The 22,713-nt window shown below is 68.8% G+C and carries 22 protein-coding genes and 2 tRNA genes; 8 read left to right on the forward strand and 16 right to left on the reverse strand.

Annotated features, from left to right (window positions below):
- Positions 1-81 precede the first annotated feature (81 nt).
- The 6 genes from ACSMFO_RS37805 to ACSMFO_RS37830 form a co-directional block, all read right to left on the reverse strand.
- Entirely contained in the window at positions 82-240 is a 159-nt protein-coding gene (locus ACSMFO_RS37805) for a DUF6307 family protein (protein WP_167551730.1), read from the reverse strand.
- 9 nt (positions 241-249) lie between these two features.
- On the reverse strand, positions 250-429 hold the full coding sequence (locus tag ACSMFO_RS37810) for an RGCVC family protein (RefSeq protein ID WP_436462258.1): 180 nt from the start codon (positions 427-429) through the stop codon (positions 250-252).
- Positions 426-1,451: a fatty acid desaturase family protein gene (locus tag ACSMFO_RS37815; RefSeq protein ID WP_436462259.1), complete on the reverse strand. Its 1,026-nt coding sequence runs from the start codon at positions 1,449-1,451 to the stop codon at positions 426-428. Before ACSMFO_RS37815 ends, ACSMFO_RS37810 begins: the two co-directional genes overlap by 4 nt.
- Positions 1,452-1,886: 435 nt before the next feature.
- Complete coding sequence (locus ACSMFO_RS37820; protein ID WP_038521271.1) at positions 1,887-2,804, reverse strand: dihydrodipicolinate synthase family protein; 918 nt, start codon at positions 2,802-2,804, stop codon at positions 1,887-1,889.
- 260 nt (positions 2,805-3,064) lie between these two features.
- Positions 3,065-3,535, reverse strand: coding sequence for a heme-degrading domain-containing protein (locus ACSMFO_RS37825; RefSeq protein WP_436462260.1), 471 nt, complete (start codon positions 3,533-3,535; stop codon positions 3,065-3,067).
- Positions 3,536-3,568: 33 nt separating this feature from the next.
- Complete coding sequence (locus tag ACSMFO_RS37830) at positions 3,569-4,798, reverse strand: M20 metallopeptidase family protein (RefSeq protein ID WP_436462261.1); 1,230 nt, start codon at positions 4,796-4,798, stop codon at positions 3,569-3,571.
- A 76-nt stretch (positions 4,799-4,874) separates the two neighbouring features.
- On the opposite strand from ACSMFO_RS37830, the gene ACSMFO_RS37835 reads away from it, so the two are divergent.
- The 3 genes from ACSMFO_RS37835 (at position 4,875) to ACSMFO_RS37845 (ending at position 6,125) form a co-directional block, all read left to right on the forward strand.
- Positions 4,875-5,357: a tRNA adenosine deaminase-associated protein gene (locus ACSMFO_RS37835; RefSeq protein ID WP_197684721.1), complete on the forward strand. Its 483-nt coding sequence runs from the start codon at positions 4,875-4,877 to the stop codon at positions 5,355-5,357.
- Complete coding sequence (locus ACSMFO_RS37840) at positions 5,312-5,833, forward strand: nucleoside deaminase (protein WP_436462262.1); 522 nt, start codon at positions 5,312-5,314, stop codon at positions 5,831-5,833. Before ACSMFO_RS37835 ends, ACSMFO_RS37840 begins: the two co-directional genes overlap by 46 nt.
- An 85-nt stretch (positions 5,834-5,918) precedes the next feature.
- Positions 5,919-6,125, forward strand: coding sequence for a CsbD family protein (locus ACSMFO_RS37845; RefSeq protein ID WP_063271745.1), 207 nt, complete (start codon positions 5,919-5,921; stop codon positions 6,123-6,125).
- Between the two features lie 47 nt (positions 6,126-6,172).
- Here ACSMFO_RS37845 and ACSMFO_RS37850 read toward each other — a convergent pair.
- The 4 genes from ACSMFO_RS37850 to ACSMFO_RS37865 all read right to left on the reverse strand — a co-directional run bounded on the left by ACSMFO_RS37850 (position 6,173) and on the right by ACSMFO_RS37865 (position 8,785).
- Positions 6,173-6,260: transfer RNA gene (locus ACSMFO_RS37850), tRNA-Ser, on the reverse strand.
- A gap of 42 nt (positions 6,261-6,302) precedes the next feature.
- Positions 6,303-6,848, reverse strand: a complete 546-nt coding sequence (locus ACSMFO_RS37855) for a DUF305 domain-containing protein (protein WP_436462263.1) — start codon at positions 6,846-6,848, stop codon at positions 6,303-6,305.
- A gap of 298 nt (positions 6,849-7,146) precedes the next feature.
- Complete coding sequence (locus tag ACSMFO_RS37860; protein WP_037334852.1) at positions 7,147-7,329, reverse strand: hypothetical protein; 183 nt, start codon at positions 7,327-7,329, stop codon at positions 7,147-7,149.
- A gap of 124 nt (positions 7,330-7,453) precedes the next feature.
- A complete protein-coding gene (locus ACSMFO_RS37865) occupies positions 7,454-8,785 on the reverse strand; it encodes a BNR-4 repeat-containing protein (RefSeq protein WP_436462264.1) in 1,332 nt (443 codons plus the stop codon).
- A 233-nt stretch (positions 8,786-9,018) separates the two neighbouring features.
- Between ACSMFO_RS37865 and ACSMFO_RS37870 the strand changes: the two genes are divergently transcribed.
- Entirely contained in the window at positions 9,019-11,409 is a 2,391-nt protein-coding gene (locus ACSMFO_RS37870) for an endonuclease/exonuclease/phosphatase family protein (protein WP_436462282.1), read from the forward strand.
- A gap of 73 nt (positions 11,410-11,482) precedes the next feature.
- Here ACSMFO_RS37870 and ACSMFO_RS37875 read toward each other — a convergent pair whose 3' ends face one another.
- The 6 genes from ACSMFO_RS37875 to ACSMFO_RS37900 all read right to left on the reverse strand — a co-directional run bounded on the left by ACSMFO_RS37875 (position 11,483) and on the right by ACSMFO_RS37900 (position 16,155).
- Positions 11,483-11,854: a hypothetical protein gene (locus ACSMFO_RS37875; protein ID WP_436462265.1), complete on the reverse strand. Its 372-nt coding sequence runs from the start codon at positions 11,852-11,854 to the stop codon at positions 11,483-11,485.
- The gene (locus tag ACSMFO_RS37880) at positions 11,847-14,588 is read right to left on the reverse strand and encodes an FtsK/SpoIIIE domain-containing protein (protein ID WP_436462266.1); all 2,742 of its coding nucleotides are present in this window, start codon (positions 14,586-14,588) and stop codon (positions 11,847-11,849) included. Before ACSMFO_RS37880 ends, ACSMFO_RS37875 begins: the two co-directional genes overlap by 8 nt.
- 15 nt (positions 14,589-14,603) lie before the next feature.
- Entirely contained in the window at positions 14,604-14,849 is a 246-nt protein-coding gene (locus ACSMFO_RS37885) for a hypothetical protein (RefSeq protein ID WP_395876022.1), read from the reverse strand.
- A gap of 1 nt (position 14,850) precedes the next feature.
- Positions 14,851-15,111: a hypothetical protein gene (locus ACSMFO_RS37890; RefSeq protein WP_005167132.1), complete on the reverse strand. Its 261-nt coding sequence runs from the start codon at positions 15,109-15,111 to the stop codon at positions 14,851-14,853.
- A 140-nt stretch (positions 15,112-15,251) separates the two neighbouring features.
- Positions 15,252-15,336 (reverse strand) — tRNA-Ser (locus ACSMFO_RS37895).
- Between the two features lie 72 nt (positions 15,337-15,408).
- Positions 15,409-16,155: a PP2C family protein-serine/threonine phosphatase gene (locus ACSMFO_RS37900; RefSeq protein ID WP_436462267.1), complete on the reverse strand. Its 747-nt coding sequence runs from the start codon at positions 16,153-16,155 to the stop codon at positions 15,409-15,411.
- 77 nt (positions 16,156-16,232) lie between these two features.
- On the opposite strand from ACSMFO_RS37900, the gene ACSMFO_RS37905 reads away from it, so the two are divergent.
- From ACSMFO_RS37905 to ACSMFO_RS37920, 4 genes are all read left to right on the forward strand, one after another.
- On the forward strand, positions 16,233-17,873 hold the full coding sequence (locus ACSMFO_RS37905) for an N-6 DNA methylase (RefSeq protein WP_436462268.1): 1,641 nt from the start codon (positions 16,233-16,235) through the stop codon (positions 17,871-17,873).
- Complete coding sequence (locus ACSMFO_RS37910) at positions 17,873-18,757, forward strand: serine/threonine-protein kinase (protein WP_038521243.1); 885 nt, start codon at positions 17,873-17,875, stop codon at positions 18,755-18,757. Before ACSMFO_RS37905 ends, ACSMFO_RS37910 begins: the two co-directional genes overlap by 1 nt.
- Positions 18,758-18,851: 94 nt before the next feature.
- A complete protein-coding gene (locus ACSMFO_RS37915; RefSeq protein WP_436462269.1) occupies positions 18,852-19,490 on the forward strand; it encodes a L,D-transpeptidase in 639 nt (212 codons plus the stop codon).
- A gap of 402 nt (positions 19,491-19,892) precedes the next feature.
- Positions 19,893-22,703: a PQQ-dependent sugar dehydrogenase gene (locus tag ACSMFO_RS37920; RefSeq protein ID WP_436462270.1), complete on the forward strand. Its 2,811-nt coding sequence runs from the start codon at positions 19,893-19,895 to the stop codon at positions 22,701-22,703.
- Positions 22,704-22,713 lie beyond the last annotated feature (10 nt).

A 22,713-nucleotide genomic window follows, 5' to 3' on the forward strand; every position in this document is an offset into this window, starting at 1 on the left:
GCCGCCGCGGCAACGTCTCCCTGACGCTTCGCGAGGCCTCGCTGACGCCTTGTTAACGCGCGAGTAACCCCGGCCACAGGGTCAGCGCACGGGTTCCGGGACGGTGTCGAGCGCCCGCACCATGTGCACGGCCAGCGCGAACGCCGCCTCGTTGTCGAGGTCGGTGTGTTCGTTGACGATCTTCTTCACGGTGTCGACCCGGATCTCGTAGCGGGAGACGGGGACGGTGTCGGCGTTCATGGTGATCCTCTATTCGGTTGTTTCGGGGTTCGTGGCGCAGGTGCAGCCGCGGCTGAAGTGGCCTGCCGCGGTCGCGGTGCAGAAGCGGCGGGCGATCGTGTCGTGCGCGGACAGCGGATGCGGGCAGACCGGGCAGCGGTCGTCGGCGGCCGGCTCGGCGACGTCGCCGAGGGACTGGACGGAGGTCATCGTGCCGCCACCGGGTGACCGCGCAACGGCGCCCCGACCGCGTGCAGATGCCGGAGCACGTAGCCGTAGGACGCCGCCCAGCCGCATTGGGCGTAGTCGATGCCGTGCTTCGCGCAGAACTCGCGCACGATCACCTGCGCGTGCTTGAGGTTCGGCCGCGCCATGTTCGGGAACAGGTGATGTTCGATCTGGTAGTTGAGCCCGCCGAGCGCGAAATCCACGACCGGACCGCCGCGCACGTTGCGCGAGGTGAGCACCTGCTTGCGCAGGAAGTCGAGCTTGTGACCGGCCGACAGCGTCGGCATGCCCTTGTGGTTCGGGGCGAACGAGCAGCCCATGTACACGCCCCAAAGGCACTGGTGCACGGCGATGAAGACGAAGCCGACACCGGGCGAGAGGACCACGAACACCGCGGTCAGGTACGCGGCGACATGGGCCAGCATCAGCGCCGATTCGATCTTCCGCCGCTTGAAGCCGCGCTGGAAGATCGCCGTCACGCTCGAGACGTGCAGGTTCAGGCCTTCCAGCAACAGCAGCGGGAAGAACAGGAACGCCTGGTATTTCGCCATCCAGCGCAGGAAACCACGTCGCTCGGCGCCCTGCGCCTTGGTGAAGATGAGCGCGGCGAGGTTGACGTCCGGATCCTCGTCCTCGTGGTTGGGATTGGCGTGATGGCGGTTGTGCGTGCCGATCCACCAGCCGTAGCTCAGCCCGGTCAGTCCACCGTGGACGAAACCGGTGATGTCGTTGGCCTTGCGGCCACGGAAGATCTGTTTGTGCCCGGCGTCGTGGCCGATGAAGGAGAGCTGGGTGAACATCATCGCGAAGAAGGCGGCGATGAACAGCTGCCACCAGGAGTCCCCGAGATGTGCGAAGGCGACCCAGCCGCCCGCGAAAGCGAGCAGGTTCAAGGCGATCTTCACCGCGTAGTACTTGCGCCGCCGATCGAGGAGGCCTGCTTCCTTGACCAATTTGGACAGTTCGGCGAAGTCGCTGCCCTGCCTCGTCTGTGTGGAGGTCATGGGAGATCACACCGTTCTGGTTCGTGAAGGTGGGCAATCCAGCAACGGGTTTCAAGACACCGAAAGGGTCTGGTTCGGCCGAGAAGAGGCACTGGTACCGCAACACGCCACGGACGCTCCGTGGTCTTCTTCCAGCGTCCCACGACGGCGGAGCGGAAGCAATTCACCAAAGCAGCACGATCTGGCGTACAGTCGAAGACATCGAGGGAAATTTCCCCCGGTTCCGTCCGGTCGCGAGAATCGATCGGAGACAGGAGCACCGGCCAGACATCGTTCTTCGCGCTCATGGTCCCACCGGCTTCGCCGGTGAGCAGCCGCCCGCCGCGCCGCACGGCGCGCCCCGAGGCGCCCATCAGGGCCACGCCGCGATCGTCGATGGCCACGACCTCTGACCTGTCACCGTGTCCGCGCCCGCCCCAGTGGGCGCGGACACGGTCAGAAAACGCCCCAGCCGTCCAGCGCCGAGGAGACCCGCTCTCGCTCCGCGCTGGTCAGCGCGCGGCTCGGCGGCCGGACGTCGGGACGGCACAAACCCAGCTGTGCCAACGCTTCCTTGACCACGCTCACGTTGTTGGCGTTGCCGTCCGCGGCGCGCAGCTCCTCGAAAGGCCGGATCCGCTCCCAAACCACCATCGCCCCGGCGAAGTCGCCGTTTCGCAGCGCATGGAACATCTCCAGCGAAAGCGACGGCGCGACGTTCACCAGCCCGGAGGTGAACCCGGTCGCGCCGACGGCGAAGTAGCCCGGCGCCGACAGCTCCGCCAGCCCGGCGATCCACGCGAAACGGTCGATCCCCGCGCCCCGCGCGACCGAGGCGAAGCGCACCGGATCCGGCACCGCGTACTTCACGCCGATGACGTTCTCCGCGGCATCGGCGAGCCTGGCCAGCTGCTCGCCTTCGATGCGCGCGTCGCGCACGTACAGCACGACGCCCAGCTCCGGGACCGCCGCCGCGATGGCGCGGTGGTACTCGACCCAGCCCTCCGCCGAGACGTACGGATGCACCGGCTGATGGATCATGACCAGGCCGGCGCCCGCGTCCCCGGCGTGCCGGGCCGCGCCGATCGCCGTCCGGACGTCGTGCCCGACCCCGGCGACCACACTCGCCCGCCCCGCCGCGGCCTTGACCGTCACTTCGAGGCAGTGCCGCGCCTCGGTCTCGTCCAGCGCGTAGAACTCGCCGGTGTTCCCGTTCGGCGTCACGACGTCGACGCCGGCGCTGATCACGCGGTCGACGAGGTGCCCGTAGGCCTCGGAATCCACGGCGCCGCCGGCGTCGAACGGGGTCACCGGGATGGCCACGACCCCGGATAGCCGCCGTTTCCGCTCGTCGAACCGTGAGGTCACTGGCATGTCCGATCTGATATATGATGTGACGTCCCACGGTAGCACGACGGGACGCTTGTCCTGAATCTTGGGACGCTTGACTCAAGTGGGTCGTGAGTGGCGCCGGATCCACGTGATCGAAGCCGGAACTCGCGTGTTTGGAGCCGGATGTCGCGTGATCAGCGGCGGAACACCCCGAGTGCGGCTTCCGGTCACGCGAGTCACGTCCCTGATCACGCGAGTCGCGCCATCACTCACGACCCACCATACGGAGCCGGACAGTCCACTTAGGACAATGTGGCGAGGAAGATCTCCAGCTGCTCGACGACGAACGCGTGATCGTCGGCCTGCGGCAGCCCCGAGACGCCGACGGTCCCGACCGGGCCGACTCCCTCGACGATCACCGGGAACACGCCACCGTGCGCGGCGTACAGATCCGGGTCGAGGCGGGAGTCGGCCTCGAACGTCGTGCCCTTCGCGCGGAACTGTTCGCCGACGAAGAACGAGCTGTGCCCGTAACGGTCGACGACGCGGCTCTTGCGGTCGATCCACGCGTCGTTGTCGGCCGAGGTGCCCGGCAACGCCGCGTGGAACAGCCGCTGCCCGCCGCGGCGCACGGAGACCGTCACCGGGAGGGCGCGGTCCCGTGCGGCCGCGAGCAGGTGGGCGCCCAGCTTCAGCGCGGTCTCGTTGTCGAACCGGCTGAAGACCAGACGCTCCTCCTGTGCGGCCAGGACGGCCAGGGTGTCATCGCTCATGGCACCCATTAAATCAACGCTGTTGTGTAATGACTAGCGAAGGGCGTCCAGGGCGAACGCGGCGTACATCGCCACGCCGTTGGCCATCGCGTCCTCGTCGAAGACCACCCGGTTCGAGTGGTTCGCCTCCACCGTGGCCAGATCGGCGCCGGGCGGGCAGGCCCCCAGGAACGCGAACGCGCCCGGCACCCGCTGCAGGACGTACGAGAAGTCCTCCGCGCCCATCACCGGGTTCTCCATGAGCTCGGAGTTCCCGGCGCCGAGGACCTCGCCCGCCAGTTCCAGCACCCGGGCCGCGACCTGGGGATCGTTCACCGTGACCGGGTAGCCGGGGAGGACCTCGGCGCTCACCTTGACGCCGTGCGCCGCGCCGACCGCCTCGCACACCCGCGGCAGTTCCTCGCGCACGAACGCCTGCGTCCGCTCGGACAGCGTGCGGATCGTGCCCTCGAGGAACGCCGTCTCCGGGATGATGTTCGTCGTCGTGCCCGTCTCGATGCGGGTCACCGACACCACCGCGGGCTCGAACACGCTGACCTTGCGGGTCACCATCGTCTGCAGCGCGCTCACCATCGCGGCCGCCGCCGGCACCGGGTCGATCGCCTGGTGGGGCGCCGAGCCGTGCCCGCCCCTGCCGGTGACGGTGACGTGGAAGCTGTTGGCCGACGCCATGATCGGGCCCGGTCGCGTCTGCACGACGCCGGACGCGGCCGAGGTGAAGATGTGCAGGCCGAACGCCTTCTCGGCACGTTCGCCCGCGGCGTCGAGCACGCCCTCGTGGATCATGTGGCGCGCGCCGTGCTCGCCCTCCTCGCCGGGCTGGAACATGAACACCACCGACCCGGCCAGCTCGTCGACGTGCTCGCAGAGCAGCCGCGCGGCCGACGCCAGCATCGCGACGTGGGTGTCGTGCCCGCAGGCGTGCATCGCGCCGTCGTCTTCGGAAGAGAAGTCGAGCCCGGTGTCCTCGTGCAGCGGCAACGCGTCCATGTCGCCGCGGAGCAGGATCGCCGGGCCCGGCTTCCCGCCGCGGAGGACGGCGGTCAGCGAGGTGGTCGATTTGCCCTCGGTGATCTCCAGCGGCAGGCCATCGAGGGCGGCTTTGATCGAGGCCTGGGTCTTCGGCAGGTCGAGGCCGATCTCCGGATTCCGGTGGATCTCCCGGCGGAGCTCTACGGTTTTCGTCTGGAGAGCGCGGGCTTCGTCCAGCAAACCGGCGAAGCGCGCGTCGGGGAGGGTGGGCAGGTCGGTGGGTCCGGTCATGTCTCGATAGTGGCGCATGCGGCGCTTCGGGTGCACCGTGCGTGCGTTCCGAATGCGGGCGGAATACGGTGTGCGCATGGCGGTGCAAGAGCCGATCACGGGGTTCGCGGTGGCCGTGGTGCGGGAGGACGGTCGGTGGCGGTGCAGTTCCCTTGATCCGGGGGCGCTCGGCGAGCTCGACGCTGCGATCACCGAGCTCGGCAAACTGCGTTCGACAGGGGCCGCGTTCGGGCTGCTGGCGGTGGACGACGAGTTCTTCGTGATCGTCCGGCCGAGCCCCAGAGGCCCGTCGCTGCTGTTGTCCGACGCCGCCGCGGCGCTCGACTACGACATCGCCGCCGACGTCCTCGACGTGCTGAGAGTCGACCCGCCGGACGAGGACGACGACGCGGTCTGGCCGGAAGGCGACCTGGAGATCCTGTCCGACCTCGGACTGCCCGGGGCGGAGCTGCAGGTGATCGTCGGCGAGGTCGACCTCTATCCGGACGAACAACTCCAGATGGTCGCGCAGAGATGCGGCTTCGCCGCCGAGTTCACCAAGATCCTGGACGAGATCTGAGCCCCGCCGCCTCCACCGCCGACATCGCCGCCGTCCGGGCGGCGATCGTCGCGGCGCGAGGTGCGGGCGAAGACGTGCCGATCGGCGCCGTCGTCCTGTCTCCGGACGGGACCCCGCTCGCTTCCGCGCGCAACGCCCGCGAAGAACTCGGCGACCCGACGGCGCACGCGGAGATCCTCGCGCTGCGGGCCGCGTCGAAGATCTACGGCGACGGCTGGCGGCTCGAAGGCTGCACGCTCGCGGTGACGCTGGAGCCGTGCACGATGTGCGCCGGCGCCCTCGTGATGGCGAGGGTCGCGAAGGTCGTCTTCGGCGCCTGGGAGCCCAAGACCGGGGCCGTGGGGTCACTGTGGGACGTCGTCCGCGACCGGCGGCTCAGCCACCGCGCGGAGGTCGTCGGCGGGGTCCTGGAGGCCGAATGCGCGGCCCTGCTCGAAGACTTCTTCCACGGGCAGCGGGGTAACCGCACCGGGTGAAGGATGTGTCGGACCCCGGGACACGGGTAACCCTCCGGAGAGGTGGCCGCAGACGGTGGCCGCAGTCGAAGGAGGAACATCCGCCATGAGCGTTTTCGACAAGGCGAAGGACAAGGCCGAGCAGGCCATCGGCGCCGCCAAGGAGAAGCTCGGCGAGAAGACCGACAACCAGGACCTCGCGAACTCCGGCCGGGCCGACCAGACCGAGGGCGAGGTCAAGGAGGCCGGGCACGACCTCCGCGACCGCGCGGAAGGCGGCGTGCAGGACCTCAAGGACAAGTTCAACAAGTAGCCGCGAACACAGAAGAGCCGGTCTCCGTGGAGACCGGCTCTTCGCTGCGGTGGCGGTGGGATTTGAACCCACGGACGGGTATTAACCGTCACACGATTTCGAGTCGTGCTCCTTCGGCCGCTCGGACACGCCACCGCCGAGAACAATACCGGAGGGCCTTCCGGTGTCTTCAGGGGGTCAAGAAAGCTGCGAGGTGATCTCGTCGATCGCCGCCGTCTGGTTCTCGACGATCTCCTGTGCCAGCGCTTTCGTCTCGGCGTGCTCGCCGGAGGAGAGCACGGTCTTGGCCATCGCGACGCCGTTGCGCAGATGCTCGGCCATCAGCGGGAGCCACATCTTGTCGAATTCGGCGCCGGTCAGGTTCTGCAGCGACGCGACCTGCCCTTCGGTGATCATCCCCGGCATCGCGTGCCCGGCGTGGCCCGCCGCGGGGAGCACGGCCGCGTTCCACGACTGGAGCCACGCGGTCATCGTCTGGACTTCGGCCGACTCCGCCTTGACGATCTTGGCCGCGGTGGCCTTCACGTACTCGGACGCCGAGCGTTCCGCGGCCAGGTTCGCGACCTGGATCGACTGCTGGTGGTGCGGCACCATCTGCTGCGAGAAGGTGATGTCGGCCTGGTTGGCGCCCGGTGTCGCCGGGGCGGCGCCCGTGGCCGTCGAGCAGCCCGCGAGCACCCAGACGACCAGCGCGAACAGGGCCATCGGCAGTCGCCGTCGCATCGATACCTCCGTAGTCAGGGAAAACCGGCCCCTCCGCCCTGTGATACGGCTGTGACCTTCCGGCGGTTCAAAAACCGGATCAGCCTCGATGGACATGACGGATCCGGAGAGCTCGACTGCTTGGAGGCGTATCTCGTGTGTGCGGCGCCCAAGCACGCGAGATCCGGCTCTGATCACGCGAGTCACGTCTTCAGTCACGCGTGTGCCGCGAGGCGGAAATGACGCACCGCCGGTGTACGGGCTCCGTCCTCCCCCGACGGGTCCCGTGCACCGGCGGTGCGCCCCCAGTTCCCCCGGCTCACCCTCCCCGGTGAGCGTCCAGAAGTCGTTCGCCCAGGTCGGCCTCGCGCAGGACGGCGTCGAGCCGTGCCCCGCCGAACGGGGCCACCGGGCGTCCGCCGCGTTTCCGGTCGCGCAGGTCGACGGCCAAGGCGGTGGTCAGCAGCAGAACCAGTGCCGTACCGACGATGAGCCAGTTCATCGGACACCTCCTCCGGCGACGTGAGGGAGGATTTGTGTCCTCGCTCACGTCGCCAAGGTAGCTCCGGAAATGCCGGGTTGGACCCGGACTTGAGGTTCATTTAAGGCAGCGGAACACCAATGGGCTATTTCCGCGGGGCTCCCGCGACATAAATGTCACCGTCGGCCACGGAGACGTCACGGGCACTGGACGCGCCGGTCGCCAGAATGCGGGCGGGGTCCCGGAAACCGGTGATCACTTCGACGCGCTGGACCGGTTTCGGCGTGGTGATCAAGGTTTCCGGCGTCCAGCCGCGACCGTTCCCGAGCAAGAACGTTTCGATGCCCGGTTGTCCGTCGCGTGTTCCGTAAACGCGCCAAGTGCCGCCATTGAGCTGCTCGATCTCACGCAATCGGAGTCCGTTCGCGACTTCGCGCACTTCCCAGTTGCGGCCGTTCCACGCGCCCGCGAAATCGCGCGGCGAGCCCGCGGCGTCGAACTGGAACCAGGTGACGAACGGTTTGCCGTCGCGCTGGGTGCCGACCTGCAGGATGTAGTCCGGCGACTTGAGCCCGCCGGGGAGTTCGAGCGGCGTTTCGACGACCTTGAGATACCGCTCCTGCTCGGCGTCGTCGACCTGCGTGCCGAGGTCGCGGCCGGCCGCGGAGAAGAAGTGCAGGCTCCGCACGTCGAACGACAGGTGGTAGACGTTCCGGTGGTAGACGTCGTGTTTGTGCTGCGACGGCCCGCCGCCCGCGAGCGTGTAGGCGAAGTGGATCCGCCCGGACGACGGCACGTACCGCAGCTGCCCGACGTAGATCTCGTCCATGTGGTCGGCCCGGCCCAGCGAGCCGAACGCCCACGGCTTTCCCGTCAGCTGCACGGAGTTCTTCCACGTCTTCCCGTGATCGCGGGAGACGAGGTACTTCATCGGGCGGAAGTCGGAGTTCGCCGCCGGGTCCAGTTCGTTGGTGGTCTCGCGGTAGAACAGGAAAAGCGTGCCGTCGACGGTCTTCACCGGCATCGGGTAGCTCGCCGAATCGCCCTCGGGCACCTCGGTGTCGGTCCAGGTGCCGTCGAGGGAATGGGCGCGCGGCGCGCGGCTGATCACGGTCCGCGTGTTGTGCATGCCGCGGAAGATCAGCAGATGCCCGTCGCCCGCCAGCAGCATCGTCGGGTAGTTGTGCGGATCGGACTCGCCGTCGGCGATCTTCTTCGGCGCCGTCCAGACGCCGGTCCGGTGGTCGTAGGCCTGGACGTAGGTGTCCGCGGCCTTGCCGGACCACGAGATGAAGGTCTTGCGCGCGACCGGGTCGAAGACCCCGCCCGCGTTCGGCCGCCGGTCGGTGCGGGACGCGACGGTGCTCGCCGGGGTCATCACGTCGAACGCGACCTTGCCGGGTGGTGGTGCGGCGGTCGCCGCGGGAACCGGGATCACGAGACCGGCCGCGACGAGCGCGCAAAGCAGTCCGCGCATGAAAAACGCCTCCTGGTGTGTGGCAGGCGGCGGAGTTCGATCTTCTCACGCGAGGATCCGAACGGGCTAGTGGTGACGAATCGTTGTCTTGACGTCTTCCTCATTTCACTTGTTCGGGGGAGTATGCCTCGACCGATCTTGCGAAAAGGGGACTCAGCGTGACCACATCCCGACGTGCTGCCCGGAGACGGGCCCTGACCGTGGCCGTCGCCTCGGGCCTGGTCGTGAGCGGCATGACCGCTCCGGCCGCGCTCGCCGCGCCCAGCGCCGACGCCGTGATCGCCGAGGTCTACGGCGGTGGCGGCAACTCGGGCGCCACGCTGACCAACGACTTCGTCGAACTCGCGAACCGCGGCGCGGCCGCCGTGAGCCTCGACGGCTTCAGCGTCCAGTACGCGCCCGCGTCGGGGAACAGCTGGCAGGTCACGCCGCTGACCGGCAGCGTCGCGCCGGGCGCGCGGTACCTCATCGCGCAGGCGAAGGGCTCGGGCGGCACGGTCGCGCTGCCGACGCCGGACGCCACCGGTTCGCTGGCCCTGTCCGCGACCGCCGGCACCATCGCGCTCGTCCAGGGCACCACGGCCCTGACCTGCAAGACCGCCGCCGACTGCGCCGCCGACAGCCGCATCAAGGATCTGGTGGGCTTCGGCTCCACCGCCGTCATCCGTGAGGGTGCCGCGGCGCCCGCGCCGTCCAACACCGCGTCCGTCGCCAGGGGTACGACGCTCGCGGACACCGACGACAACGCCGCCGACTTCACCTCCGGCGCGCCCACGCCGACCAACGGCAAGGGTGAGACGCCGGGCGAGACCGGCCCGCCGCCGGTCGACGCCAAGATCCACGACATCCAGGGCACCACGCGGATCTCGCCGCTCAAGGACCGGAAGGTCGCCGGGGTCACCGGCGTCGTCACCGCGATCCGGAGCTTCGGCTCGGCGCGCGGGTTCTGGATCACCGACCTCGCGCCCGACGCCGACCCGCGCACCAGCGAGGGGCTGTTCGTCTTCACCGGCTCGACCACGCCCGCCGTGGCCGTCGGTGACGCGGTGACCGCCACCGGCACCGTCCGCGAGTTCTACCCGGACGCGCCCGCGAGCTCGCCGTACCAGTCGCTCACCGAGCTGACGAGTGCACAGTGGACGGTCGGCTCCAGCGGGAACGCCCTGCCCGCGCCCACCGTCGTCACTCCGGACACGGTCCCGGACACCGTCGCGCCCGCGCCGGGCGGCAGCATCGAGCCGTTGCCGCTGGAGCCCGCGAAGTACTCGCTGGACTTCTGGGAGACGCACGAGAGCGAGATCGTCAGCGTCTCGGACGCACGCGTCGTCGGCCCGACGTCGTCGTTCAACGAGCTTTACGTGACCACCAAGCCGAAGCAGAACCCGAGCGTCCGCGGTGGCGCGGTGTACCTGGACTACGACCGGCTCAACACCGGCGTACTCAAGGTCGCTTCGCTGATCCCGTTCGCCCAGCAGCCGTTCCCGAAGGTCAACACCGGTGACGTGCTCACCGGCGAGACGTCCGGCCCGGTCGAGTACAGCAACTTCGGCGGCTACACACTGTTCGCGACGAAGCTCGGCGCCGCCAAGGACAACGGCTTGCAGCGCGAGAGCACCCGTGCGCAGCGCAGTGGTGAGCTCTCCGTGGCGACCTACAACGTCGAGAATCTGTCCGCTTTGGACAGTGACGAGAAGTTCGGTGAGCTGGCGAAGGCCATCGCCACCAACCTCGCGAAGCCGGACATCCTGAACCTGGAAGAGATCCAGGACAACAACGGGCCGACGAACGACGGCACCGTCGCCGCGGACCAGACGCTGAAGAAGTTCACCGACGCGATCGTCGCCGCCGGTGGCCCGCGCTACGAATGGCGTCAGATCGACCCGGAGAACGGCAAGGACGGCGGCCAGCCCGGCGGGAACATCCGTGTCGGCTTCCTGTTCAACCCCACTCGGGTGTCCTTTGTGGACCGAGCGGGCGGCGACGCGACCACCCCGGTCGGCGTGGTCAAGGAGCGCGGCAAGACCCACCTGACCGTCTCGCCCGGCCGCGTCGAGCCCGGGAACGAGGCGTGGGAAGCCAGCCGGAAACCGCTGGTCGGCGAGTTCGTCTTCCACGGGCGCACCGTGTTCGTCATCGCGAACCACTTCAACTCCAAGGGCGGCGACCAGCCGACGCACGGCCGCAACCAGCCGCCGGTCCGGAGTTCCGAGGTGCAGCGGGCCAAGCAGGCGACCCTGCTCCGCGGCTTCGTCGACAAGCTGCTCGCTTCGGACAAGAACGCGAACATCGTCGTCGCCGGTGACCTGAACGACTACCCGTTCTCTCCCGCCGTGAAGACGCTGACCGCCGGTGGGGCGCTGAAGGACCTCATCGCGTCGCTGCCCGAAAACGAGCGGTACAGCTACGTTTTCGAGGGCCAGTCGCAGGTGCTCGACCACATCTTGGCGTCGAACGCACCACGCGGTCTCGACTACGACGTCGTGCACCTGAACGCCGAGTTCGCGAAGCAGGCGAGCGACCACGACCCGCAGGTGCTGCGTTTCCGGCCGAGCGCGGGCAACCCGGTCCAGGACGCGTTCTGGGACCTGGCGGACTACCTGGAGAAGATCTTCGGGCGCCCCTGACCCGCAATTAGTCCTCTGGATGCGGTACTTGCACGCGCAAGTACCGCATCCAGAGGACGAAACGCGGGTGCGGTCAGGAACGTTTGGCGCGCCACCCGAGGGAAAGGACGGCCTGGACGAGTTCCTGGTAGCTCGGCTTGACCTCTTCCAGGTACTTCTCCAGGTACCCGGCCCGCGCGGTCGGCACCGGACGCGGTTCCTCGTCCTCCGGCAGCCACGAGAGACCTTCGACGTTGTGCTGCGCCATCTTCCACCAGCGCGTGCACCGGTCGACGGCACGCTGCTCGCGTTCGGCGGCGTCCGCGACGGCCTGGTGCACCTCGGCGAGCCGGGCCTCCAGTTCGTCCGCGCGGCCGATCTCCCAGTTCCGGAGGTTCTCCGCCGAAGCGCGCGCGAGGCCGACGATCTCCTTGTACCGCATGGCCGCGGTGATGCCGTCATCCATCGAGAAGCCCTTCCGGACGCTGGAACGGGATGATCACCTCAGGGGCGCCGTGCGTGGTGCGGTCGAAGAACAGCGCGCGGCCCGGCCGCGGTGACCAGTGCACGACCTGCCCGGCGGCGAACGGCGACAGTTCGTTGCCCTGGACGTCCAACGCCGCCCAGGATCCGATGTCGTCGGTGCCCGCGAAACCGAGCGTGTCCTTCAGCCGGGCGATGCTGCGCCACCAGCCGATGGTGTGGACACCGTGCGTCGGGCCCTGCTTCAGCAGCACCCGCAACTGATCCAAACCGCTCTTGAGCTGTCCGGGCGCCTTCGCCTCCAGCGCGGGGATCGACGCGTCGACGCCGTACAGCAGCAGTACCCGCGCTTTGTCCAAAGAGGACAGATTCTCCGCGATATCGATTACCCGGGCGGGAAGATCGTCGACCAGGGTCGCCTGGTGTCCCTCCGCGCGCAGGCGCTCGGCCAGTTCGGCCACGGCGGGGACGGACGCCTCGATGGGGCACGAGAGCACGAACTCCACCGACTCGCGGTGATACTGGCGGGCCAGCGAACGAGCGGCGGAGTCCATGATGGACAGTGCCTCCGCCGTGGCCGCGCCGAGGACGGCGACGTTCCGCCCTGGTGCCTTCGGCAGCTCGACCCCGCAGGCGGCCTCGTCGACGTCGATGGACTGGCCGAGCAACGCCCGCGGTTTGTCCGTCGGCTTCAGATCGGTGAACGCCGGGAACTGTTCCAGCACCGGGGAATGCGCGCCGTCGAACAACCGGGGCCGCTTGAACGACTCCGAGTACTGCTCCCAGAGCCGGTGCTGCAGCTTGTTGAAGACGTCCTTGGTGCTCGCGTCCGGCACGTGGGCGAGCTGGTTCCCGTGCGCCACCCCGGAATCGTGGTTGATCACCGCGTGCCACTTCGGCGCGGAGACGGCCGCGTTGTTGGTCTCGGACAACACCCGCCGCGCCTTCGGCATGGCGATCCGCAGCGTGCACTGTTCGAACACCGCCGGTTTGCCCCAGAAGGCCTCGATCCCGGCGACGTCCTGGCTCGCCAGCACCAGGTGGATGCCCTGCGACCGGCCTCGCCGCGCGATGTCCTCCAGCAGCTGCGTCGCGGTCGCCGTCACGCCGTCGCGGCCGGCGAACAGGTACTGGAATTCGTCGATCACCGCGACGATCCGCGGCCAGTGCCCGCCGGGGTCCTGCTCGCGCAGATCCGCGAGATTGGTGACCTCGTGCAGTTTCGCGGCGGCCGACCGGCGGCGCAGCTCGTCGGCGAGGTACCGCAGCAGCGCCAGGCCGAACTCGCGGTCGGTGTTGACGTTGACCCCGATGAGCTTGGCGTGCGGCAGCCAGCTGGCGTCCCGCCGCCCCGGCGCGAGCCCGGCGAACGACACGCCTTCCTTGAAGTCCAGCAGGTACAGCGCGAGTTCGTCCGGCGAGTACCGCGCCGCGAGGCTGCCGAGCAGCGAATACAGGAAGTTCGTCTTTCCCGAACCGCTCGGCCCGCCGATGAGCACGTGCGGGCTGGCGTCGCCGATGACGACCTCCACCGCCTCGCCCTCGAAGAACCCGACCGGCGCCCGCAGCTCCCGCGCCGAGCTCTCCTTGCCCAGTTCGGTGGGCAGGAGGTCGGCGAACGCGCGCGGCCCGCCCTGTTTGGCGATCAGCGCCTCGGCGATCCGCCCGGCGGCGCGGATGACCTGCCCGGACGGCATCGGCGGATCGAGGTCGACGACGAGGTCGGGGCCGGTCATGCTGCTCGTCGCGTGCCGTTCGTCGTGCAGGCTCAGCGATTCGACCGACGTCGACAGCATGGTCGGCACGTCGATCAGGATCAGGCAGATCCCGGCCGCCAGCGCCCCGGTGGCGACCCGTTTCAGTTCGCGGGCGCGCTCCGGTTCGAGGGTTTCGCCGTTGCCGTAGAGCACCGCGACGCGGAACGGTTCGACGCGCTGGCCGCTCGCCCGCCGGATCTCCCGCAACGACGTGTGCCCCGCCTGCATCCCGGTCGCGTGGATGCGGCGGATGTGCCCGGCCAGTTCGTCGAGGAGGTCCTCGAGCCGTCCTGGGTCGTACAGGGTGAGCGCACTGGTGCGGCTCAGCGGATACAGGTCGGGGAGGATCGCGGTCAGCTGCCCGACGTCCCACAGATGGATACGCACCGCGCCGGGTTCGAACGTGCTCAGGATCCGCATCAGCAGGTTCTGCACGATGCCGTCCACCGCGGCCCTGGTCTTCGGTGCCGACGTGATGGACAGATGCGACTCGTCGAGCAAGGGGATCGCGACGTCGAAGGTGCGCGGGACATCCTGGCCCGGCACCGTCGCCGAGCCGACGCACCACAGCCCGGGCGCGGTGATGCCGGGATTCCCGCCGACGCGGCCGAGCCAGTTGCCCGGTTGCTGGCTCGCGGGCCCCGGCGCGTTGTTCGCGACGAGTTCGCGCAACGCGTTCGGGCCCGCTTCCCAGTCGGCGTAGAACTGGCCGCGCACGCTGCCCAGCAGGCCGAACACCTCGTTCGCGGCGGGATGCCGCGACCATTCGGTGTACTGCTCCGAGGTGGAGTTGTTCATCCCCACCCGGACGATGTGCTGTTCCAGCTGCAGTTTGGCCAGTTCCGCCTCGGCGGCTTGGCGGGCGCCGGCAGCGGCGCCGAGGACGAGCCCGATCTGATGCCGGACCCGTTCGAGCGCCGTGGCGACCCGATTGCGCTGTTCACTCGCTTTGCTGCCCATACCGGCTGGCCAATCTCAGAGACGGGATTGGTAACCGCTGACCAGGTCGTCAGCGGCGGAAAGGCGCGTCAGGAGGTTTTCCATTCCCTCGTCGGCCTGCGCCAGCTGCGGCGGCACCCACGGCACGGCTTGGGCCTGGGGTTCCACGATGGCGCGTCTGGACTCTTCGAGCAGGCCCCTGGCCCGCTCGGCATGGGCGCGTCCGTCGGCGAGGCCGGTTTGGACGGCCGTCAGCAGCTGGTGCAGTTCCTCGAGGTACATGTCAGAGACGGGTCGAGTACGACTCGGCCGACGAGATGCCCGCCTGGATGGTGCTCTGCATGCCGGTGATGCCTTGCAGGGCTTCGGCGAGAAGCCCGTGTGCCTGGCTCACCTCGTGCTGGGTGCTGCCCTGGGTGGCCTGGGAAAGCGAAAGCTGGGCTTCTTCGAGAGACTGCGCTGCCTGCTGAAGTGCGGCGATGCTCGCGGATGCCTTCTCGTTCGCGAGCGCGATACCAGCGCGGATCTCTTCGACTCCGGCCATTTTGGCGGACTCCTTGGGACGTCGGGGGCTGGAACGACCACTATTAAACTTAGCGTGATCAACTGACTCTGTTAAGTGAAGGTCCTGCTAAGTAATCAACAAGGCCCCGGACGTCGGAACGTCCGGGGCCTTGCTGACGGCGGAGGATACAGGATTCGAACCTGCGAGGGCGTGAACCCAACACGCTTTCCAAGCGTGCGCCTTAGGCCGCTCGGCCAATCCTCCGTGGGGAACGATACCGGATGCCGTTTCGCCCCCTCGAAGGTGGGTCTGACCTGCGTTTGCGGCTTCGGCGACTCAGGCGGCCGCAGGGGTGAGGACGTCGGCCACGACGCAGGTGATGTTGTCCGGCCCGCCGCCTTCGTTGGCCAGGTCGATCAGCCTCGGGACGGTCTCGGCGGGATCTTGGAAGGCGCCGAGGACGTCCTTGATAACGGTTTCGACAACCGTTGCCGTTAACCCGTCCGAGCACAGCAGGAGACGGTCGCCGGGGATGGCGTCGAAGGTCCAGATGTCCGCTTCGCCGCTGCCGGTGCTCAGGAGTGCCTTCATCAACAGCGAGCCGCGGGGATGTCCCTCGACCTCTGACGGGTCGATGCGCCCGTCGTCCGCGAGGGCTTGGGCGAGCGTGTGGTCGCGGGTGAAGCGCTGAAGTGTGCCGCCACGGAGGAGGTAACCCTTCGAGTCGCCGATGTGGGCGGCCGTGAAATGCGAGCCGTCGAACAGCAGGGCGGTCAGTGTGGTGCCCATGCCCCGCGTCTCGGGCTCCTGCTCGGCCGTCGCGGCGAGCCGGTCGTCGATGGTGCGGAGGCCGCCGGTGAGTACCTCGACCAGGTCGACGTCCGCGAGGTCGAAGCCGCGGAGGTCCGTGTCGAGCCGGGACAGGACGCCGACCGCCGCGGCGCTGGCCACTTCGCCGTGCGGCTGCCCGCCGATGCCGTCGGCGACCGCCAGCATCCTGGCGCTGGCGTAGACCGAGTCCTGGTTGACCTGGCGGCGCCGTCCGACGTCCGAGCCGGCGGCGTACCGAAGGGTGTACCTCATGAGCCCCAGTAAAGCAGCTGTGTACTGAGTTCACAAACAAAGGGCTGGAATAGCCAGCTGTCGGTTACGATGCGGCGATGGAGGAGCAAGCCACCGTCACCGCGGCGGACATCGCGCGCATCGCCGGCGTCGGCCGCGCCGCCGTCAGCAACTGGCGCCGACGTTACGGCGATTTTCCGCCGCCTGTCGGCGGGACGGCGTCGAGCCCCCTCTTTTCCCTGTTCGCCGTCGAAAGCTGGCTGCGTGAGCGGGGAAAACCGGTCGAGATCTCGCTCGGCGACCGGGTCTGGCAGCGGCTGCGAAACCTCGGCGACGATCTGGCGCTCGGCGACCGCGTCGGCCGGGTGGGGTCGTATCTCTCGCGTCGAGGCGTGTGGAGCTTCTCGCCGCGCTACGACGACGCGGAACTGCTCGGACTGCTGGACCGCTTCGCCGAGGAGCGAGGAGCGCGCGAGGCCTACGAGTTCCTGTGCGAACGCTACGTCGAGGCGCACTCGCGACAGCTGTCCGTCACGCCGGAACCGGTGGCGGCGTTGATGTCCCGGCTCATCGGCCCCGAACCCGGTGTCGTGCTCGATCCCGCGTGCGGGCTCGGGACGCTGCTGCTGGCCTCCGGCGGGACCCGGCTGCTCGGCCAGGTCGACGATCCGGCGACTTCGTGCATCGCCGCGCACCGGCTCCTGCTCGCGGGGGCGGACATGGAGATGTACGGCGCGGACGCCCTGTCGATGGACTCCTACGAAGGGGTTCTCGCGGACGCTGTCGTCTGCGATCCGCCGTTCAACGAAAGGGAATGGGGGTACGACGAACTCATCGGCGACCCGCGCTGGGTGTACGGCCAGCCGCCGCGCGGCGAGCCGGAACTGGCCTGGGTGCAGCACTGTCTCGCGCATGTGAAACCCGGCGGGCTCGTCGCGATCCGCATGCCCCCCGCCGCGGCCGGCCGTCGCACGGGGCGGAGGATTCGCGGGAACCTGTTGCGTGCCGGTGCTTTGCGCGCCGTGGTCACGGTCGGCGGCGCCGATCTCTGGTTGCTGCGGCGGCCGGAATCCGGGGAACGACCGCCGTCCCGGCTTCTTCTGACGACTGACCCGTCCACTGTGGAGGGATATCTGCGCGGTGCCGACGTACCTGGCACGGTCCGGATCATCGATCTGCTCGACGAGGAGATCGACCTTTCCCCGGTTCGCCATCAGGCGCGCGGTGAACACGCGGGCGAAGCCTTCCTTGAAGTCCTCAAGCGTTTCGAGGGTGTTCGGCCGGAACCGCCATCGCTGGTCGTGTCCGACGAGAAGCCCTCGTACGTCACGATCGGCGAGCTGCTGAAGTCCGGGGTGCTCACCGTGCCGGAATCGGTGGAGGAAGGCGACGTCGTCGCGTCGCCCGCCGTGCCCGCGTATGTCCACAATGGAGAGACCTTCACGGCGGAGCCGACGATGTCGAAGTACCGCACCGATCCCGAACGGCTGGACGCAGCGTTCCTCGCCGGCTGTCTGCGCGCGGCCGGGCAGATCGCGCCGACCTCCTCGACCAGGATCGACCTCAAACGCACCCGGATCCCGCGCTTGCCGATCGAGACGCAACGCGCGCACGGGGCGGCGTTCACCCGGCTCGCCGCCTTCGAGGACGCCCTGCGCGAGGCGGCCGAATCGGGTCTGGAGCTGGTGAGGCTAGGCTTGGCGGGGCTTACCGAAGGACAGTTGATCCCGGAGAACTAGTGCTTATCGCCGATCGCTACGAACTCGACGAGCTGCCGCTCGGGCGGGGTGGGATGGGCGCGGTGTACGCGGGCCACGACCGGCATCTCGGCCGCCGTGTGGCGGTGAAGTTCCTCGGGCTTCCCGGCGGCCCGGACGCCGAACTCGAACAGCGTTTCATCCGGGAGGCGCGGATCCTCGCCACCCTGGAACACGCGGGCGCGCCGACGTTGTACGACTTCGGCACCTATGACGAGCGGTTGTACCAGGTCATGCAGTTCATCGAGGGCGTGACCGTCGCCGACCTCGCCGCCGAACACGGGCCGCTGCCGGTGCCGTGGGCGGCCGCGATCGCCGCGCAGGCGTGCGCCGTGCTGTCCGCCGCGCACGCGCTGTCCATCTGCCACCGCGATCTCAAACCGACCAACCTGATGCTGTGCCCCGACGGCAGTGTGAAGGTGCTCGACTTCGGGCTCGCGATGCTGCGGGAAACCGACGTCGCCCAGTTCACCCGCGCCGGGCAGATCCTCGGCACCCCCGCGTACATGGCGCCGGAGCAGATCCAGCGCGGGATCGCCGGGCCGCGCAGCGATCTGTACGCGCTGGGCTGTGTCCTGCACGAAATGCTGACCGGCAGGCAGCTGTTCACCGGGCCGACGGCGTACGCGGTGTTCGAGAAGCAGGTCAAGGAGAGCCCGGCCGAAGTGGACGGTGTCCCGGGTGGACTGAACGTGCTGCTCGCGGATCTGCTGGAGAAGGACCCGGAACGGCGGCCCCGCGACGCGGACGAACTGTTCGGACGGCTGGCCGTGTTCGCGCGGGACCTGCCGCCGCTGCCCGGATATCTGGACGAGGGTGCCAACCCGGGCCGGATGTACGCGAGGGTCGTAGGCCGCGTGCCCTGAGACTCGATCGTGACCTGCCGATCAACAACCCCGACCGGGTGAGCTCCGTCTTTACCCATGTCAGACGGACTACGGACAAACGGGGGTACGGGTCGTGAAGAAGTTCCTGGTGGGGGTGACCGCACTGGCCACCGCGCTGGTGCTGACCGCGTGTTCGGGCAACGCCGGCGGCAGCGCGCCCGGCGGCGGAGCCGTCGCGCAAGGCGACCCGGCCGGCGGGCCCACGACCACGTCGGCGCCGTCTTCGACCCCGGCCACGTCGTCCCCGACGCCGACGCCGAGCAGCAGTTCCACGCCGAAGCCGACGTCTTCGAAGCCCAAGCCGAAGCCCACGCCGAAACCGGCGCCCAAGCCCGCCGCGAACGCCGCCGACGTGCCTTGCAAGGCCGCACTGGCCTCGCCGGGCGTGAGCGCCTGCGTGGATCTCTCCGCGCTCAAGACGTGGCTCCTGCAGGACGGCAAGGTCATCTACGGGCCGGTAAAGCAACTGCCCGGCAAGAAGGGGCATGCCACGCCGACCGGTGTGTTCCACGTCTCGGCCAAGGTCAAGAACTACCACTCGAAGGCCTTCGACGCGCCGATGCCGAACTCGGTGTTCTTCCTGCCGGGTATCGCGTTCCACACCGGCAGCCTCTCGGTGTACTCGCACGGCTGCATCCACCTGTCGGCGGCGGCTTCGCAGAAGTACTTCACGACCTTGCAGAACGGCGATGTGGTGCAGGTCGTGGCCTGATCCGCTTCGGGACCGCTGGGCGTCACGTCACGCCCCAGTACATGAAGGCCCCCTTCCTTGCGCTAGGCGCAAGGAAGGGGGCCTTCATGTACTGGGGAAGGTGTGAAGGTCGAGTTTCCTCGGCTGAGCCGAGGGATGGGGTCCTTCACGCGCGGCGCTTGTGACCGTTGCGGCTGCTGGTGTATCTGGGGCGAGTGTGGCGACCTGGCCCGCGATCAAGCCGCACCCAAATCCAGTAGATGCCGGAGAAGCCGTCGGCCCTGACCCGAATCGCCATGCGCCATCGTTCTCCTGCGGATCATTGCGGTTCGGTTGCTTTGAGATAAAGGAAAGCTCCCGGCGGCAATGACTTCCCCGCTCCCGGCGACGTGCCCAGGACACGCCGGAAATGGGGAAGTGCCGATGATCTGGAGCCGGGTACTCGTCGCACTGTCGGTTTCCATCCTGCTTCTCCCGGGATGGGTGGGCGCTCCGGAAGCGACCGGAGCGCCCACGTGGGCGTCCGGCTTCGTCCTGCGCGACCAGCCCAGCGGTCAGGCCGCCTTCGATCTGACCGATTTCGCTTATCTGCCGGACGGTTCCGTGCTCAGCATCGGCAAGAGCGGCAAGGTCGCCTGGGTGCCGGTCTCCGGTCCGGCCAGGACGATCGCGAACCTTCCCGTCCACGACGGCGGCGACCTCGGACTGGTCGGTCTCGCCATCGCGCCGGATTACGCCACGTCGCACCGGATCTACCTCGCGTGGTCGTTCGACACGGCCGGCGGCGCGTTCACCATGCGGGTGGCGCGCTGGACGGTGACCGGAACGGACGTCCCCACCGGTCTCGCGAACGAACGGGTGCTCGTCGATCTTCCCGGGTTCTACGACGTCCACGGCATCACGGGGCTCGTCACGGCGCCCGACGGCACGTTGTGGATCTCCATCGGCGACGCCGCCGACTTCACCAGGATGGATCCGGGCGCGTTGCGCTCGCTCGACCTCGATCAGCTCTACGGCAAGATCCTGCACGTCACCTCGGACGGCGCCGGCGTTCCCGGCAATCCGTACTACTCCGCCGCGGCCCCGGATGCCAATCGCTCCAAGGTCTTCTCCAGTGGCTACCGCAGTCCCTTCCGGTTCTCCCTCGACCCGCGGCTCGGCCTGCCGGTCGTGGGCGACGTCGGCTGGAACACCTGGGAAGAGGTGGACGTCGTGCGGCCGGGGGCGAACCACGCCTGGCCCTGCTGGGAAGGAAACGCCCCCACACCGGGGTATTCCGGGCTGGCGGGCTGTGCCGGGGTGGTCAACACGCCGCCGATCACCGCGTACCACCACGGTTCCGGCGTCGACGAAGGTAACAGCGTCACCGCCGGGATCGTCTACAGTGGATCGTCCTATCCGGACGAATACAAAAGCGCCTTCTTCTTCGGTGATTACGTCACGCAGAAGATCTGGACGATGACGTACGACAGCCAGGGCAGGCTCGTGCGCGCGCCGGAGCGGCCGCCGAAGTTCACCGGCGTCGGCGGTCCGGTCAAGTTCGCGGCCGCGGCCAACGGCGACATCGTGTACGCCGACATCCACACCGGCAACCTGCGGCGCCTCAGCTATCCGGGGACGAACGCGGAACCGGTCGCGGTCGCCACTTCCGAAACGAACCCCGAAACCCGCACGGTCACCTTCGACGGCGGCGGTTCCTACGACTTCGACGGCGATCCGCTGACCTACCACTGGGATTTCGGCGACGGCACGAGCCAGACCGGCGTCCGCGTGACCCACGCCTACGGCGCCGGGCTCACGAGAGCGACGGCGCGGCTCACCGTCACGGACCGTCTCGGCGCGTCCGGCGGTACGGACGTCGTCGTGGTGCCGGGAAACCATTCGCCGCAACCGGTGATGACGGATCCCGGCGCCCGGACGTTCGCGGTCGGGGAACCGGTCGTCGTCGAGGTGACGGCGACCGACGCGGAGGACGGCGTGCTGCCGGTCTCGTGGACCACCCTCATCCGGCACTGCCCGGAGGAAGCGACCTGCCACGCGCATCCCGGCTCGCCGGGCGGTGGACCGGCGTTCACCGTGCCCTTCACCGACCACCAGGACTCCCGCGTCGAGATCACCGCGTCGGTGACCGACAGTGCGGGGGTGACGGCGAGCAAGACGTACGTCGCCATGCCGCGTGAGCACCGGTTGACGCTGACCGCCAACGTGGCGGCGGCGTTGAGCATCCCGGCCGAGGGCGGGGTCAGCACCGCGATGGTGACCGAAGGCGCGACGTTCGAGGTCGTGGCGGAGGAGATCGCCGCGGACGGCGTCTCGACGTTCTCGAACTGGTCCGACGGGCGGGCGTCGCGCACGGTGACCGTGACCGTTCCGGCGAACGACCTGACCCTGATCGCGAACTACCTCACCCCGATCGACAAGCGCTACCAGGCGGAACCCGCGCTGCGGCAACGACTCGGCGCACCCGTCGGGCCCGAGGTCGCCGACGGGACCGTGCGCTACCGGCCGTACGCGAACGGCAGGCTCTACTGGAGCGCCGAGACCGGCGTGAAGCAGATCGAGGGCGAGATCCTCAAGAAGTACCTCGCGCTGGGCGGGCACCGGAAGTTCGGGCCGCCCGCGACCGACGAGACCGCCACCCCGGACGGCGTCGGCCGCTACAACCACTTCCCGACCTGGCCCGGCACCATGCAGTCGTCGATCTACTGGACGCCGTCGACCGGCGCGCATCCGGTGTACGGGCGGATCCGGGTCAAATGGGCGGCGCTGGGCTGGGAGGCGGGCCCGCTCGGCTACCCCACGACCGACGAGCTCCCGACTCCCGACGGGGCAGGCCGGTTCAACCACTTCAGCAAGAAGGCGTCCATCTACTACACGGTGCAGACCGACGCGCACGCGATCTGGGGCCGCATCCGGGTCCGGTGGGAGGCGCTCGGCTGGGAGACCGGCCCGCTCGGCTACCCGACGACGGACGAATCCGCCACCCCGGACGGCGTCGGCCGCTACAACCACTTCACCAAGGCGGGCTCGATCTACTGGACGATGGCCACCGATGCGCACGCGGTCTACGGTGCGATCCGGCAGCGGTGGGCCGCGCTCGGCTGGGAGCGGTCGTACCTGCGCTACCCGGCGACGGACGAGTTCGGCATCCCCATCGGACGGCAGAGCAGCTTCCAGAGCGGCTGCATCACCTGGAACCGGACCACGGGGCAGGTGATCGACCGACGGTGGTGATCACAGTTCG

The organism is Amycolatopsis sp. w19 (genome assembly GCF_051373225.1).
Taxonomy (GTDB): Bacteria; Actinomycetota; Actinomycetes; order Mycobacteriales; family Pseudonocardiaceae; genus Amycolatopsis; species Amycolatopsis japonica.